The sequence below is a fragment of the Kribbella sancticallisti genome, assembly GCF_039530625.1.
GTDB classification, from domain to species: Bacteria; Actinomycetota; Actinomycetes; order Propionibacteriales; family Kribbellaceae; genus Kribbella; species Kribbella sancticallisti.
Genome location: NZ_BAAAOS010000020.1, coordinates 113,706 through 127,638, shown reverse-complemented (window position 1 = coordinate 127,638; position 13,933 = coordinate 113,706). Strand labels below are relative to the sequence as shown.

The following is a 13,933-nucleotide window of genomic DNA, read 5'->3' as shown; positions in this document are numbered from 1 at the left end:
TGAGGCCAATAGTGGGAGACTGGACTTATGTGGCGGGGGAGCGATCTGGATCCGGCGGACGGGACCAAGACCGAGCAGGTCGAGGCGTTGGTGCTGCGCCGGATCGAGCGGGGCGACCTCTCGATCGGGTCCCGGTTGCCGTCTGAGCGGGTGCTGGCCGAGCGGCTCGGGCTCAGCCGGGTGACCGTAGTACGGGCTCTGGATCAGTTGCGGGCGGACGGAGTACTGGAGACGAAGCGGGGGTCTGGCACCCACGTCAGGCCGCTCGACCGGCTGCTGGACCCAATTGCGCCGGCGTCGACCGTCACTGCCGGGGATCAGCCCGTACTGGACCTGCGGTTCGCCACTACTGCCGCACCGCACGATGTAGCCGAGGTTGCTGCGCAGATAGTCGCTGAAGGACTCCCGCATGCCATGGGCGGCGACGGCCCGCCCTCCGGCGGTTCCCTAGACCTCCGTACTGCGCTCGCAGAGCGGCTGACCCTCGAGGGAGTCCCGACCGAGCCAGGCCAACTGACTCTGACAGTAGGTGCCGCGGCCGGGCTCAATGCGGCACTAGCCGGCTTGGACCTCGGACCCGGAGTGGCGATCACCGAGTCCCCGACCTACCCGGCTGCCTTCGACCTGCTGCGACGGCACCGCCTGGACGTGGTGGGCTGGCCTGCAGGCGTCTGGGACACGGATCAGCTCGCTCACCTCTGTAGAAGGCACAAGCCGAAGGTGATCTACCTGCAGGCGGACAACCACAACCCCACGGGCTTGAGCCTGCCCGCGGACCGCCGTACAGCGGTGGTCGAGATCGCCCGGAGGTATGACGCCGCCCTGATCAGCGACGAGACCATGCGCCCGCTTTGGCTTGCCAGTGGAGAGCAGGCTGAGCCGCTGAGTCGCTACCCGCGCACAGTCAGTGTCGGGTCGCTCAGCAAGACGGTCTGGGGTGGGCTGCGGGTCGGCTGGGTCCGCACCGGACGGCAACTCCGACGGCGGATCAACACGTCGGCCCAGCTCAGTGTGACGTCGCCCAGTGCCCTGGACGACCTCCTGGCCCAGGCGATCCTCGACCGGCTCGACCGGGTGATCTCCCGTCGTAAAACTCGTCTCAAAGCCAACCTGATGGCCCTGGAGGCCGGACTGAACACGCTGGACGGCGTGGCGTGGCCCACGCCGACCGGTGGGATGACGCTCTGGCTGGAGTTCACCGAGGTCCGGGCGCGGCGGGTGCTGGAGGCGGCGCGGGAGCAGGGTCTGCTGCTGGGCGCGGGGGATCTGTTCACGCCGGACGGCACGGACCGGCGGCACATCCGGATCCCGTTCACGGCGCCGCCGGCCACGCTGCGGCTGGTGGTGGCCCGGTTGGGGACGGCGCTGGCTCAGTCCAGTTGATTCGAGGTGGACTGAAGGTTGTCAGTCCACTCGGCCTACGCTGGATCCGTGACGAGCCGCGACCAGGAGGATGCAGTGACCGAGACCGTGACCCAGCCCCAGAACAGCCCGCAGACCGGTACCGCGAAGGTCAAGCGGGGTATGGCCGAGATGCTCAAGGGTGGCGTGATCATGGACGTCGTCACCGCCGAGCAGGCCAAAATCGCCGAGGACGCCGGCGCCGTCGCGGTGATGGCGCTCGAGCGGGTCCCGGCCGACATCCGCGCCCAGGGCGGCGTCTCCCGGATGAGCGACCCGGACATGATCGACTCGATCATCAGCTCCGTGTCGATCCCGGTGATGGCCAAGGCCCGGATCGGTCACTTCGTCGAGGCGCAGGTGCTGCAGAGCCTCGGCGTCGACTACATCGACGAGTCCGAGGTGCTCACCCCGGCCGACTACGCGAACCACATCGACAAATGGAACTTCACCGTTCCGTTCGTCTGCGGCGCGACCAACCTGGGCGAGGCGCTGCGCCGGATCACCGAGGGCGCGGCGATGATCCGCTCCAAGGGCGAGGCCGGCACCGGTGACGTGTCCAACGCGACCACCCACATGCGCCAGATCCGCCAGGAGCTGCGCAAGCTGCAGAACCTGCCCGAGGACGAGCTGTACGTCGCGGCCAAGGAGCTGCAGGCGCCGTACGAGCTGGTCAAGGAGGTCGCGGCCGCCGGCAAGCTGCCGGTCGTGCTGTTCACCGCCGGTGGCATCGCCACCCCGGCCGACGCGGCGATGATGATGCAGCTCGGTGCCGAGGGCGTCTTCGTCGGCTCCGGCATCTTCAAGTCCGGCAACCCGGCCCAGCGGGCCGAGGCGATCGTCAAGGCCACCACCTTCTACGACGACCCGGACGTCCTGGCCAAGGTGTCCCGCGGTCTCGGCGAGGCCATGGTCGGTATCAACGTCGACGAGATCCCGCAGCCGCACCGGCTCGCAGAGCGCGGCTGGTGACAAGTCCAGCCGGCTTCCAGGAGCGCGGACTGTGACGGACCAGGCGATCGGGGAGCGGGTAGCCCGGGAGTTGCGCGGGCTCGCCCGCGTCCTGGTCCGCTCCGGGTACGCCGACCGCGCCGCCTTGACGGCGGCGCTCACTGAGGCCGTGCAGGAGGATGCCCCAGCGGCGGACCCGGCGGCCGTCGCACCGGAGCTGATCGCTGAGGCGCTCGCCGACCTGTCTGCCGACGAGGAGACCTGGCCGGTCGAGACCGACCCAGACCGGCTGGACGTAGTACTGAATGAGCTGGAGTCGCTCGGGCTCGTGGTGGTCCGCTACACGTCCGACCACCACGCCGCCCGGGAGGCGCTGGAGTCCGCCACCGCCCCCAAGGGACTGGTGTTCTTCACCGACACGGACGTCTGGCACGCCGTCGACTTCGGAATGCTGGAGTTGAAGGTCTGGCACCCCGACACCGCCAACGTGGCGCCGGGGGAGCCGCTGCTGGAGGACATCCTGGCTCTCCTGCAGGAACGCGAGCTCCCCGCCACCTTCGACGAGGGCCGCATCGAAGTGACCGTGAACTGGCAACGGAGGATTCAGCTGTGAAGGTGATCGGCGTCTTCGCCCTGCAGGGCAACGTGCGGGAGCATCTGGCGATGCTGGCCCAGGTCGGCGTCGAGGGTCGCCCCGTACGACGTCCGTCGGAGCTGGCCGAGGTCGACGGGCTGATCCTGCCCGGCGGCGAGTCCACCACGATGGACAAGCTGGCCCGGTCTTTCGACCTGTTCGAGCCGTTGCAGAAGCGGATCGCGGACGGGCTGCCGGTGTTCGGCACCTGCGCCGGGATGATCATGCTGGCCAACGAGATCACCGGCGGGATCGAAGGCCAGGAGACGCTCGGCGGGCTCGACGTGACCGTCCGCCGGAACGCCTTCGGGCGGCAGGTGGACTCGTTCGAGGCGGACCTGGACTTCGCCGCGTTCGACACGCCGTACCACGCCGTGTTCATCCGGGCACCGTGGGTGGAACGGGTCGGTAGGGACGTCGAGGTGCTCTCGACCGTGAGCTCTGGCCCCGACGCAGGGTGGGACCGGGTGGGGCCGGAGGCACAACGCAGTAGGATCGTCGCGGTTCGCCACGATCGGTTGCTGGCCACGTCGTTCCATCCGGAAATGACCGGGGACGCTCGGCTGCACGGGTACTTCGCCGATCTGGTGCGCGACCTCTCAGTCAGTAGCAGGCGGTAGAAGGGTTGGGTTCGCGATGTCAGGCCACTCCAAATGGGCCACCACGAAGCACAAGAAGGCCGTCATCGACGCGAGGCGCGGCAAGCTCTTCGCGAAGCTGATCAAGAACATCGAGGTGGCGGCGCGGACCGGCGGCGGCGACCTGTCGGGTAACCCGACCCTGTACGACGCGGTCCAGAAGGCCAAGAAGTCGTCGGTGCCGAACGACAACATCGACCGCGCGGTCAAGCGCGGTTCCGGTGCCGAGGCCGGTGGCGCCGACTGGCAGTCGATCACCTACGAGGGCTACGGCCCGAACGGTGTGGCGATGCTGATCGAGTGCCTGACCGACAACCGGAACCGGGCCGCGGCCGACGTCCGGACCGCGATGACCCGCAACGGCGGCTCGCTCGCGGACCCGAACAGCGTCGCGTACCTGTTCAACCGCAAGGGCGTCATCGTGCTGGCCAAGGAGCAGGACGGCAAGACCTACACCGAGGACGACGTGATGGAGGCCGTGCTCGAGGCCGGCGCCGACGAGGTCAACGACCAGGGCGACACGTTCGAGGTGATCAGTGAGGCCAGTGACCTGGTCAAGGTCCGGACCGCGCTGCAGGACGCCGGGATCGACTACGAGTCGGCCGACGCCTCGTTCGTCCCGTCGATGACGGTCGAGCTGGACGCCGAGGGCGCCGGCAAGATCTTCCGCCTGATCGACGCCCTCGAGGACAGCGACGACGTCCAGAACGTCTACGCCAACTACGACGTCTCCGACGAGGTCATGGCCGAGGTCGGCTGACCGACCCCGGCCATCCCGTCAGGGGTTGGTGATCTGGTCGCCGGCCAGGGCGAGAGTCTGGATGGCGGCCAGGCCGTAGAGGGCTGTGGTGTTGGTGGAGACCCAGGTGGCCGCTTCCGTGGGGTTGAGGGTCGAGGCGACCGGCTGGGCGGTCCACGGCAGCGTCGGTGCGTAGCCGTCGCCGGTGTAGAACTCCCGCCAGGCGCGGGCGGCCAGGTCGTCCCGGTCCAGCCGGGCGGCGGCGTACGCGGTGAGGCGTGCGTGGCCCTGGCGCAGGATGAGGTTGCCGAAGTGTGCGCCGCACTCGGCGGTCTGCTCGGCCCGGCTGGCGTTGTAGAGCCGGCAGTACTGCAGCCACGCCTGTTCGAAGGCCGGCATCTCGACCAGGTCGATGAGTTCGGCACAGATCTCCACCTGGCCGAACATCGCGCTGAGATGGGACACGCTCACCGTCTTCGCGGTGACCGGCGCGAATCGCCCGGTGTCCAGGTCGTACAGTCCGCCGCCGGTGACGAAGCCGTTGGGCATCGCGGCGATGGTCTCCATCGTCCCGAGCAGCTTGGTTCTGGCGATCGCCGCCTTGGGCCCTTGCCGCTCCCACTCGGTGAGCCAGGCGGCGGCCAGCCCGCTCCAGTCGGTGCCGAGCCCGATGGCCAGGGCGTGCGGGTCCGGCGTGTACGGCTCGGTGCGGATCTTCCGGAGCGGATCGAGCACCAGGAAGGTCCGGTCGGAGTCGACCAGTTCGGACAGTAGGTCACCGGTGCGCTCGTCCGCGGTGAGGTAGTAGAAGAACCGGCGGTAGATGGCCGTGCTGATCCGCTGCTGCTTGGCGCTGTCCGCCCAGTGCTGCACGCCGTGCCGAGTGCCGAGTCCGGCCCACTGCCCGAGGTGGTAGACGTCGACCTCGCCGGTATGCCGGGTCATCGCCTCGGCGAAGCGGAAGATGTCGGCCCGCCCCGACCGGAGGAAGGCGTACCAGAGCCAGAGGTCGGGCGACAGCTCGGAGTTGTCCCAGGCGTACCCGCCGATGTCGTACCGCCAGACCAGCCGGTCCTCGTCGAACGTGTGCATGATGTCGCCGTAGTCCCAGAACCCGTACCAGTGGCGCTGCTCGACCTGTCCCCGGTAGTAGTCGAACAGGAAGTCCAGGTGGTCCTCGATCGCCTTCTTCGCGGGGTGCGACCGGTCCACCGGCGTGACCAGCCCGCCGAACACCTTCGTCGTGACCAGGTGGTCCACCGGGTTGATCAGCTGGGGAGGAGTGCGGACCTGGTCGGCCATCGCGCCGAGCCGTTCGGCCGTCGGGGTCGCGGCCAGCGCCCAGAAGGTCAGCTCACTGGTCCGAGCGACCCCGTACGGCGTACCGAAGCCGGGCTCGTAGTCCTCGTAGGTGATGTTGAGCCCTTCGAGCTGCTCAGGGAAGGTGTCCTGGCCCATGCCGTCGTGGTAGAAGCGGGTGTCCATCGGGCCGGCGTCGGGCGACCAGAGCCAGACGGTGACCTCGGCCTCGTCGGTGTGGGCACCCCTGATGTCCAACTGGGTGGGGTGCCGCTGCCAGAAGTCGCGCAGCCCGAAGGCGAGCCCACCGCTGACCCCGCCCACGTAGCCGAGCCCGGACGCACGCTCGCCCTGGTCGACCGGGACCCAGCCGTTCCCCTGCTTGGTCCGCTTCCGCACTGTGAAGCCGTCTGCCGACAGCTGGCTGAGCGTGTAGTCGCCCCACTCCGGGATGTACTGCAGGCGGGTGGTCACCCGCTGGTCCCAGGTGGCAGGGTCGGGCAGCTTGGTCCCGGCGATCTGCGCCGCCCGTACGGCGGCACCGGGATCGCGACGCAGGCCGGTGATGCCTTTGACCGCTTCGCTGAGCAGACCGTGTCCCGCGCCGACGAAGCGAACGTGCCGGTCGTACGTCGCGTCGCGCAACGGCACCCGGAACCGGACCCCGAGTCCGGCGATGTAGTCGTGCTGCCCGTCCCGGTCGTAGACGAAGGTGTGCACCATCCGGATGTTCTCCGCGCCGGCGTAGAAGTACAGCCGGACCGTGAACGGCAGCCAGGACTTGCCCTTGGCGTTGGTGTGCCGGCCATCGATCCGTACGACGGCGCGCACCGGCCCGGCCTGCTCGACCTTGACCGAGGTGATGTCGCTCTCGAACCGGTCCCGGCTGGTCGTCGCCTCCTCGTCCTCGGCGATCTTGTCCTGCTTGAGGTTGACCAGCCGGCCCTTCCGGGCGATCTCGACCGCACCGCGCCACACCTGGCTGATCAGTTCCGCGCCGTCCTTGCGGATGCGGGCCCGGATCACGCCGGTGTCGACGTCGAGGTAGTTCTTCGCGTCCGTGACGGTCACCGCGACGGCGGGCGCGGTCGCAGTACCGGCTTTGAGTGTGTAGGAATGAGCCGGTGCGTCGGCGGCGATCGCGTGGGCGCTCCACTTGAGCGTTCCGTCCGGCCAGTACGCCGTCGGCCAGCTTTGCACCGGTACTGCGCTGCCGTCCGCCGCCGTGAGCGCGAACGTCTGGTCCGGCCGCACGGAGCCCTTCGGCCACGGCGTACCCCAGGTTGTCACGGCCGCGCTGCCCGGCCGGCCTTCCAGCCAGCTGAGCTTCACTTCGGGTACCGCGGCGGGCCTTGCGGCCGCGGCGGGGGTGTCGAGGAGGGACGCCACCGGGGCGGCGGCCAGTCCGGCTAGGACTTGGCGTCGGGTGATCTCCATGCCGTTTCACCTTTGCTGGTTCGGTGTTCGGGGATGAGGGCGAGGTTCTGGATCGCGGCCAGCCCGTACTGCGCGGCGTCGTTCGTGCTCACGAACACGGCCTCGTCGACGGGCATCAGCGCGCCGCTGATCGCGGTCGTGCGCCAGGAGGGTTCACGTTGCAGGGCGTTGCGGTTGAGCTGGTCGCCTTCGTCGAGGAAGAACTTGCGCCAGGCCAGCTGGGCCAGCTCGACATCACCCGTCCGCGCGGCGGCGTACGCGGCGAGGCGGCTGTGTGCCTGGACCAGCGAGATGCCTTCCAGTGCGTGGCCCACCTCGGCCGCCTGCTGGTCGGCAGGGGCGAGGTAGAGCCTGCAATAGTCCAGCCAAGCCTTCTCGAACCCGGGGACGTCGAGGTCGAGGTCGATGAGCTCGGAGCAGATCTCAGGCAGGCCGAAAACAGCTGACAGATGAGAAACCGAGACACCGTCCCTGCTGGTGTCGAACCGGCCGGTGGACAGGTCGAGCACGGCCTGCCCAGTGAGGAAGCCGTACGGCAGTGCGGCGATGTCGGCCATCGTCCCCATCAGCCGTGCGCGGGCTCGCTCGTCGCCGTAGCGCTCCCACCGGGTGAGCCAGGCCGCGGCCAATGCACCCCAGTCCACTCCGAGGCCCACCGACAGGGCGCGCGGGTCCGGGGTGTAGACGTCGGTGCGCACCTTGCGCAGTGGATCCACCGCCAGGAAGGTCTCCTCGGCAGTGGCCAACTCGTCGAGCAGATCGCCAGTGCGCTCGTCGGCGGTCAGGTAGAAGTAGAAGCGGCGGTAGATCGCACTGGAAATCCGGAGTTGCTTGCAACTGCAACCCCAGTGCTGCACGTTGTGGCGCGAGCCGAGGCCTTTCCACCGGCCGAGATGGTGGACGTCGACCTCACCGGTGTGGCGGGTCATGGCCTCGGCGAAGCGGAACACGTCGGCTCGGCCGGTTCGGAGGTACTGGTACCAGAGCCAGAGATCCGGCGAGAGCTCGGAGTTGTCCCAGGCGTAGCCGCCGACGTCGTACCGCCAGGTGTGCCGGTCGCGGTCGTACGAGTGCATGACGTCGCCGTAGTCCCAGAACCCGTACCAGCGGCGCTGCTCGCGCTGGCTCACGTAGTACTGGAAGAGGAAGTTCAGCCGGCCCTCGATGTCCTGGTGGTCGGCATCGGGGAGCGCCCAGCTGCCGAACACCCCGGCCTGCAGAAGCCAAGCAGGGGAAGCGGTCAGCAGGCCGGGGGAGTTGAGGAGTGCGGCGTGCTCGGCCAACTCCTCGGCCGTCGGTGTGGTGTCGTGCACGCGCAAGGTGAGCTCGTGCATGCGGGCGATGCCGTGGGCGTTGCCGAAGCCAGGCTCGTAATCCTCGTAGGTGATCTCCAGGCCTTCGAGTTGCTCCTGGTAGCTGTCCTGGTCCATCCCGTCGTGCCAGTAGCGCACGTCCATCGCGGGCGCGCTGGGCGACCACATCCACACCGTCGCGGTGGCCAGGTCGGTTGCGGCCCCACGGATGTCGAGGCGGGTGGGGTGGAGCTTCCAGAAGTCCCGCAGGCCGAAGCCGAGTCCGCCGCTGACACCACCGACATACCCGTAGCCCGGCGACCTGGTGCCCGCGGGGATCGTCACCCAGGCCTGCTCCGGCCCGGTCCGCTTGCGCAGGGTGAAGCCGTCGGCGCTGCTCTGGTCGAGCGTGTAGTCGGTCCACTGGGGGATCAGGTGCAGCCGCTCAGACACCTCGGGGTTGGGGATCTCTCCCACGGGACGGCCTGCCACCTGCGCCCGGCGTACGGGCTCGCCGGGATCTCGGCGCAAGCCGGTCAGCCCGCGGACCGCCTCGGTGAGGAAGCCGGCTGGGCCCGCCAGCCGAACGTGCCGGTCGTGCGGATCGTCGCGCATTACCACGTCGGCGCTCAGGCCGAGCCCGGCCAGGAAGTCGTGGTCGGGATCACCGTCCCAGACGAAGCTGTGCACAACCCGTACGTCGGTCGCGCCCGCGTAGAAGTACAGGCGGACGCTGAACGGCAGCCAGTCGCCGTGTCTGCCTTCCAGCCTGAGCACGGCACGAACCGGCCCGTCCTGCTCGACCACGATCCGCTCGACCTGCGCGGTGGTGTGTTGCCTGGTGCTGCCGAGGTCCTCGTCGGGTGCGTCCTGGCGCAAGCTCACCAGCCGCACGTCACGGACCACCTCGCGGTCGCCGTACTGGATGGTCTTGATCAGGTGCGGCGCTTCGAGCACCCAGGTGGTCTCACCTGTCCGCACGCGGACCACGCCGCCGGCTTCCGTGACCTCGACCGGATCGGCCGGCCCGGCCGGCGCCTCACCGGGAACGAGATCGTACGACGTCGCCGGGTGTTCCGCGGGTCCGATCGCATGGGCTGACCACTTGACCGAACCGTCCGGCCAGGTCGCCGTGACCCAGCTCTGTACGGGTGTGTCGTCGGCCAACGCGAAGGTGCTGTCCGCGCCGACGGTGCCGCGGCACCACGGGACACCCCAGGTCACGCCTTGCCGTGCAGGCGTTTCGAGCCACTGGACTGTCGTCATTCCTTCACCGATCCGATCAGCACGCCCTTGGCGAAGTGCTTTTGCAGGAAGGGGTAGAAGAGCAGGATCGGCAGGGTCGCGACGACCACCACCGCGAACTTGAGGCCCTGCTCGGGGAACGTCACCGTCTCCAGTTGCTGCAGCACGTTCGCGGAGTCGGCGTTCGTGGCGGTGAGCTGGCGGACGATCATCTGCAGCGTCCACTTCTTGCTGTCGTCGATGTAGAGCAGCGGGGACATGTAGTCGTTCCAGATCGCCACCGCGTAGAACAGCGAGAACGTCGCGATGATCGGCTTCGACAACGGCAGCACGATCCGCAGGAAGACGTTCAGTTCGTTGCAGCCGTCGATCCGCGCCGCCTCCTCCAGCGCCTCGGGAAGTTCCTGGAAGAAGCTCTTCACCACGATCAGGTAGAACGGGTTGATCGCCAGCGGCAGGATCAGCGCGAGGTAGCTGTCCAGCAGCCCCAGGTCGCGGACCACCAGATAGGTCGGGATCATCCCGCCGCTGAAGACCAGCGTGAAGATGACCAGGTTCAGCACCAGGGCGCGTCCCGGCAGATGCCGCTTGGCGAGTGGGTAGGCCATGGTCAGCGTGAGGAACAACTGCACCACAGTGCCGACGGCCGTCACGCAGATCGTGGTGAGCAGCGCGCGGACGAAGGTGTCGGTGGAGAAGATGTACTGGTAGGTGTCGGTGACGAACTTCTCCGGCCACAGGAAGAACGGCCGCGAGCTGATCTCCGACTCGGTCGCGAACGACGCCGCCAGGACGTAGAGCAGGGGCAGCACGGTGACCAGCGCGAGGCCGGTCAGCAGCACCCCGTTGACCACGTCGAAGGCGCGGCTGCCGCGGGAGTCGTAGTACCGCACGGATTGCTTTCTCGGCATCGTCACATCCCCTTCAGAACAGGCCTCGCTGGCCCATGCGCTTGGCCAGCCAGTTGGAGCCGAAGATCAGCACTACTCCGACCAGGCCCTTGAACAGGCCGACGGCGGTCGCGTAGCTGAACGAACCCTGGGTGATGCCGACGTAGTACACGAAGGTGTCGAACACGTCGGCCACGTCGCGGTTGAGCGAGGTGGTCATCAGCCAGATTTGCTCGAAGCCGGAGTCCATCAGGTGGCCGGAGGTCAGGATGGCCATCACCACGATGGTCGGCCGGATCGCGGGCAGGGTGATGTGCCAGAACTGACGCCACCGCCCCGCGCCGTCCACCCGGGCCGCCTCGTACAACTGCGAGTCGACACCGGCCAGCGCGGCCAGATAGATGATCGTGCCCCAGCCGGTCTGCTTCCACAGCAGTTGCAGCACGATCAGCGGCCGGAACCAGTCGGCCTGCGCGACGTAGTCCACCTTCTCGCCGCCGACCAGGCCGTGGATCCAGCCGGCGACCACGCCGAAGTCGACCGAGAACAGCAGGTACGTCACCGAGGCGACGATCGTCCAGGACAGGAAGTGCGGGATGTAGATCAACGACTGCACCGACCGCTTCAGCACCCGGACCCGCAGTTCGTTCAGCAGCAGGGCGACGACGATCGGCGCCGGGAACACGAAGACGATCGTGAGCAGCGCCAGCAGCAGGGTGTTGAACATCAGCCGGCCGAAGTCCGGACCGGTGAACAGCTCCCGGAAGTGCTCGAGGCCGACCCACTCGCTGCCGGAGTACCCGAGGAAGGGCACGTAGTCCTTGAACGCGATGGTCAGGCCGTACATCGGCAGGTACTTGAAGACGATGAAGTACGCGAGCCCGGGCAGCAGCAGCAGATACAGCCAGCGGTAGCGGAACAGGTCCCGCATCAGCGGCCGTCGGCGAGCTCGCCGCTTGCGGCGCGGGCCCCCTGATGCGCCGCTCGTCATCGGCAAGGCGGGGGGCACCACCTGGTCCGGCGCCAGATCGGTGGCCATGGCGCCCTCCCTTCGTCGAGGGGGCCCGGGACCTGCCCGGGCCCGCCTGGATGGACTCGGTCAGCCGCCGACCTTCGCGGCGAGGTCGTTGGTCTCCTGGGCGATCTGGGTGCCGCCGCTGTCGTACCAGCGCTTGATCTCCGCCTTCAACTGGTCCTCGGTGATCGCGCCGGACAGGTACTTGATCCGGGCGTCGGGGATGATGTTCTGCAGCGTCTGGCCCTTCGAGGTCGCGGTCGGCGCGATGACGCCGAGCACCGGGTTGAACACCGCGGTCTTCAGGTCCTCGTTCATCAGGACGTCGAACTTCTCCCGCATCGCGCGGCTGGCCGCGTCGTTCGGCTTCAGCTGGTACGCGCCCATGCCGACGCTGGCCCGGGTACCGAGCTGGATGAAGGCCTTGTCGACGTCGTTCTGGATCGCCTTGACCTTCGGGTCGCTCTGGTTCAGCGGGACGGCATAGTTGCCCTCGGCCTTGAAGTTGCGGCCCTCGATCCCGTTGGTGAGCAGGATCGAGCCTTCCTTGGACTGCAGCTTGTCCAGCGCCTGCAGGGTCTGGTCCAGCTGCTCCTCGGTGCGGATGTGCTGCTTGGAGATCGCGATCACCATGTTGTAGCCGGTGAACGGGTAGGAGAACTTCTTCCCGTCGGCCCGGGCCAGGTTCCCGACCAGGGTGACCTTGTCGAAGTCCTTGGGGGTCTTCTCCTTGAACAGGTCGAGCAGTTGCGTCCCCCGGACGTTGACGTCGATGATCATGCCGCCCTTGCCCTGCACGAACGGGTCGTTCCAGTTCGCGCTGTCCAAGGTGGCGAAGTCCTTGTTCACCAGGCCCTCGGAGACCCACTTGCGCAGCCAGCGGTTGGCCTCGAGGAACTCCGGGGTGTCGAAGCCCGGGACCAGTTTGCCGCCGCGATCACCCCAGCCGTTCGGCGCGCCGAACCACGTCTCGACCACGTCGTACGGGCTGGCGCTGCCGTACCCGCCGGGCCACTTCGGGATGATCAGGCCGTAGGTGTCCTTCTTGCCGTTGCCGTCCGGGTCGCGCTCGGTGAACGCCTTGGCGACGGCGTACAGGTCCTCGACGGTCTTGGGCTCCTGCAGCCCGAGCTTGGCCAGCCAGTCCTTGCGGATCACGATCCCGGACCGCAGCAGCGGCCGGACCCGATAGATGCCGTACGTCTTGCCGTTGACCATCGTGTTCTTGCTGGTCTGCTCGTCGGCCGGCTTGAGGTTCGGGTACTTGTCCAGCTTGCCGGTCAGGTCCCAGAAGGCGCCGGCCTCGGCCGCCTTCACGAACGACGGGCTCTTCTCGTTGATCACCATCAGGTCCGGGATGTTGTCCGAGGCCAGCGTGACGTTGGTCTTGTCGCCGTACTCCGCGTTCGGCACCCAGGTGACCTTGAGTTTCTTGCCGACGAGTTTCTCGACGGCCTGCTGCAGTTCGCCGTTCGGATCCGGGGCGGTGCCGAACAGCGGTGCCATCGCTGTCAGTTCGGTGCCGGCGGCCTGCTCGGCGGCGTCGTCACCGCCGGAGCAGGCGGAGGCGAGGAGTGCCGTCGACAGCGCGACGGTGACGGCGAGACGCCGGCGGGAGAGGATGGTCATGAGTTCCCTTTCAGGTGCAGGCGCGCCTCGTTCTCGGCGAAGAAGCGCAGACAGAGCCAGGTGTTCAGCTGGATCCAGCCACCGGCGGCCAGCACCAGCCCGAAGACCGGGAAGGTCTTCGACAGGTAGCCGATGGTGGCCAGGACGAAGAGCAGGACGATGGACGAGGCCGGCCGCGAGATCGCGACCAGCGATGCCTTGGGCAACAGTTCGCGGGTCCGCAGGTCGTAGTGCACGGCCAGCGGGAGCAGGTACGCGGTGATGACGGTCAGCACCACCAGGGCGGCGAAGCAGGCGAGCCGGGGGATCGCCGCCGCGGCGCCGAGCGAGGCGAAGTACAGGTAGTTGCCGACGAGGACGACGGCCAGGGCCAGCAGGGGCAGCACGAGGAGTGAACCGCGGGCGAAATCACGCCGGAAACCGGCCCGAAACGCGGGCCAAGCGTGAAACGATTCACCGAAAGACCTGCGTCTGGCCAGGTTGTACGCCGTGAGCGTGGCCGGTCCGATACCCAGAGCGACACCGCCGAGCAGGGTGAAGCCGATCCACAGGAAGTTGAGCTTGATCGCCCAGACGAGTTCGTCGGCGGCCTCGTAGAACCGGATCGACCAACCAGGCGAACTCATCGGCGCTCGCGGACGGAGGACGGCCAGGGGATGGCCGGGCAGTGTTTCATGAGCGTACCTGCCTTGTAGCGGAGCCATGACGGACGAAAAGTGGTGTGACCGTATGGTTGAATCGTCTCAACTGTCAAGGCTTCGGA

Annotated in this window: 11 protein-coding genes; 5 read left to right on the top strand and 6 right to left on the bottom strand. The window is 68.0% G+C overall.

Translation table 11 applies throughout. The features are described from left to right. Positions 1 to 27: 27 nt before the first annotated feature. The 5 genes from ABD255_RS17145 to ABD255_RS17125 all read left to right on the top strand — a co-directional run bounded on the left by ABD255_RS17145 (position 28) and on the right by ABD255_RS17125 (position 4,384). Positions 28 to 1,383, top strand: a complete 1,356-nt coding sequence (locus tag ABD255_RS17145; protein WP_344214959.1) for an aminotransferase-like domain-containing protein — start codon at positions 28 to 30, stop codon at positions 1,381 to 1,383. 75 nt (positions 1,384 to 1,458) lie between these two features. Then, on the top strand, positions 1,459 to 2,373 hold the full coding sequence (gene pdxS, locus ABD255_RS17140; protein WP_425554438.1) for a pyridoxal 5'-phosphate synthase lyase subunit PdxS: 915 nt from the start codon (positions 1,459 to 1,461) through the stop codon (positions 2,371 to 2,373). A 31-nt stretch (positions 2,374 to 2,404) separates the two neighbouring features. Beyond that, complete coding sequence (locus ABD255_RS17135) at positions 2,405 to 2,965, top strand: DUF6891 domain-containing protein (RefSeq protein ID WP_344214957.1); 561 nt, start codon at positions 2,405 to 2,407, stop codon at positions 2,963 to 2,965. After that, complete coding sequence (pdxT, locus tag ABD255_RS17130; RefSeq protein WP_344214955.1) at positions 2,962 to 3,606, top strand: pyridoxal 5'-phosphate synthase glutaminase subunit PdxT; 645 nt, start codon at positions 2,962 to 2,964, stop codon at positions 3,604 to 3,606. The genes ABD255_RS17135 and pdxT overlap by 4 nt, the downstream gene beginning before the upstream one ends. Positions 3,607 to 3,622: 16 nt before the next feature. Continuing rightward, positions 3,623 to 4,384, top strand: coding sequence for a YebC/PmpR family DNA-binding transcriptional regulator (locus ABD255_RS17125; protein WP_344214952.1), 762 nt, complete (start codon positions 3,623 to 3,625; stop codon positions 4,382 to 4,384). Positions 4,385 to 4,402: 18 nt separating this feature from the next. On the opposite strand, the gene ABD255_RS17120 is transcribed toward ABD255_RS17125, so the two are convergent. Genes ABD255_RS17120 through ABD255_RS17095 form a run of 6 tightly spaced genes read right to left on the bottom strand, consistent with a single transcriptional unit; the run spans position 4,403 to position 13,796 of the window. Continuing rightward, entirely contained in the window at positions 4,403 to 7,099 is a 2,697-nt protein-coding gene (locus ABD255_RS17120) for an exo-rhamnogalacturonan lyase family protein (RefSeq protein ID WP_344214950.1), read from the bottom strand. Next, positions 7,072 to 9,657, bottom strand: a complete 2,586-nt coding sequence (locus tag ABD255_RS17115) for an exo-rhamnogalacturonan lyase family protein (RefSeq protein ID WP_344214948.1) — start codon at positions 9,655 to 9,657, stop codon at positions 7,072 to 7,074. The genes ABD255_RS17120 and ABD255_RS17115 overlap by 28 nt, the downstream gene beginning before the upstream one ends. Then, positions 9,654 to 10,547 carry a carbohydrate ABC transporter permease gene (locus tag ABD255_RS17110; protein ID WP_344214946.1) on the bottom strand — a complete coding sequence of 298 codons (894 nt, stop codon included), beginning with the start codon at positions 10,545 to 10,547 and terminating at the stop codon, positions 9,654 to 9,656. The genes ABD255_RS17115 and ABD255_RS17110 overlap by 4 nt, the downstream gene beginning before the upstream one ends. A gap of 13 nt (positions 10,548 to 10,560) precedes the next feature. Then, the gene (locus ABD255_RS17105) at positions 10,561 to 11,565 is read right to left on the bottom strand and encodes an ABC transporter permease (RefSeq protein ID WP_344214944.1); all 1,005 of its coding nucleotides are present in this window, start codon (positions 11,563 to 11,565) and stop codon (positions 10,561 to 10,563) included. Between the two features lie 60 nt (positions 11,566 to 11,625). Further along, positions 11,626 to 13,170, bottom strand: a complete 1,545-nt coding sequence (locus ABD255_RS17100; RefSeq protein ID WP_344214942.1) for an extracellular solute-binding protein — start codon at positions 13,168 to 13,170, stop codon at positions 11,626 to 11,628. Then, positions 13,167 to 13,796: a YesL family protein gene (locus tag ABD255_RS17095; protein ID WP_344214940.1), complete on the bottom strand. Its 630-nt coding sequence runs from the start codon at positions 13,794 to 13,796 to the stop codon at positions 13,167 to 13,169. The genes ABD255_RS17100 and ABD255_RS17095 overlap by 4 nt, the downstream gene beginning before the upstream one ends. Between the last annotated feature and the right edge of the window lie 137 nt (positions 13,797 to 13,933).

What these genes read in the sequence shown, in the direction of transcription:
- ABD255_RS17095 (WP_344214940.1), bottom strand. Translation starts at nt 13,796, where the DNA reads ATGAGTTCGCCTGGTTGGTCGATCCGGTTCTACGAGGCCGCCGACGAA.
- ABD255_RS17115 (WP_344214948.1), bottom strand. Translation starts at nt 9,657, where the DNA reads ATGACGACAGTCCAGTGGCTCGAAACGCCTGCACGGCAAGGCGTGACC.
- ABD255_RS17105 (WP_344214944.1), bottom strand. Translation starts at nt 11,565, where the DNA reads ATGGCCACCGATCTGGCGCCGGACCAGGTGGTGCCCCCCGCCTTGCCG.
- ABD255_RS17125 (WP_344214952.1), top strand. Translation starts at nt 3,623, where the DNA reads ATGTCAGGCCACTCCAAATGGGCCACCACGAAGCACAAGAAGGCCGTC.
- ABD255_RS17100 (WP_344214942.1), bottom strand. Translation starts at nt 13,170, where the DNA reads ATGACCATCCTCTCCCGCCGGCGTCTCGCCGTCACCGTCGCGCTGTCG.
- ABD255_RS17145 (WP_344214959.1), top strand. Translation starts at nt 28, where the DNA reads ATGTGGCGGGGGAGCGATCTGGATCCGGCGGACGGGACCAAGACCGAG.
- ABD255_RS17110 (WP_344214946.1), bottom strand. Translation starts at nt 10,547, where the DNA reads ATGCCGAGAAAGCAATCCGTGCGGTACTACGACTCCCGCGGCAGCCGC.
- ABD255_RS17120 (WP_344214950.1), bottom strand. Translation starts at nt 7,099, where the DNA reads ATGGAGATCACCCGACGCCAAGTCCTAGCCGGACTGGCCGCCGCCCCG.